Annotated in this window: 1 protein-coding gene; it reads left to right on the top strand. The window is 40.2% G+C overall.

Annotation, left to right across the window (positions count from 1 at the left end; translation table 11 throughout):
- Positions 1-385: 385 nt before the first annotated feature.
- On the top strand, positions 386-600 hold a 215-nt coding region (locus KIV40_RS35135; RefSeq protein WP_285354106.1), incomplete at its 3' end, for a hypothetical protein.

The following is a 600-nucleotide window of genomic DNA, read 5'->3' as shown; positions in this document are numbered from 1 at the left end:
CTGCCGCTGCAACGCCTTGAGCCACTGTCAGGGCGCTCATAGCAAGTACGGATTTAGTAAAGGTAGTCAAGGTAGAGTCCTCTTTTCATACTGAGTTTCGTTAAAAAGAAAGTACCAAAACGCAATTAACCTAGAGGACTACAGAGTATAATTTATGGTTAATTCGCTTAATCTACGTTTGACTGTCGAGAGGCTTGTCTTTGATACCGAAAGGAGGAGGACGCCGGTTTGTATTAATAAGTAATCGAAAATAAACATATTTTACGCAAGGAAATATGTTATTCTCTTGATACTACTAAAGGGGTGCTTTTTTGAGCATTGAAATGTATACGAGCAAAAGTACGATGCTTGTGTCAGTCACTTTCTGGCGAGTATGGAATCTAAAATGTTGTTGGAAGAAGTTGTAGAAATTATTGAGTTAACCGATTCAGACCATTTATCTCAAGCAATGGACCTGTTTAATGAGCATGGATTTGTTCATGCTGAGCAATTGCCTTTTATGAAGGTGGTGTTTGATACCGCCCCTGAGCATCTGGTTAAGAAGCTCTCTCAAGTTGGCTTTAAAGGCAAAGTTGAGATTGTGAAGGCAGAGGGTGCATC

The sequence above is a fragment of the Vibrio sp. D173a genome, from assembly GCF_030248475.1.
This window is presented reverse-complemented; position numbering and strand designations above follow the sequence as displayed.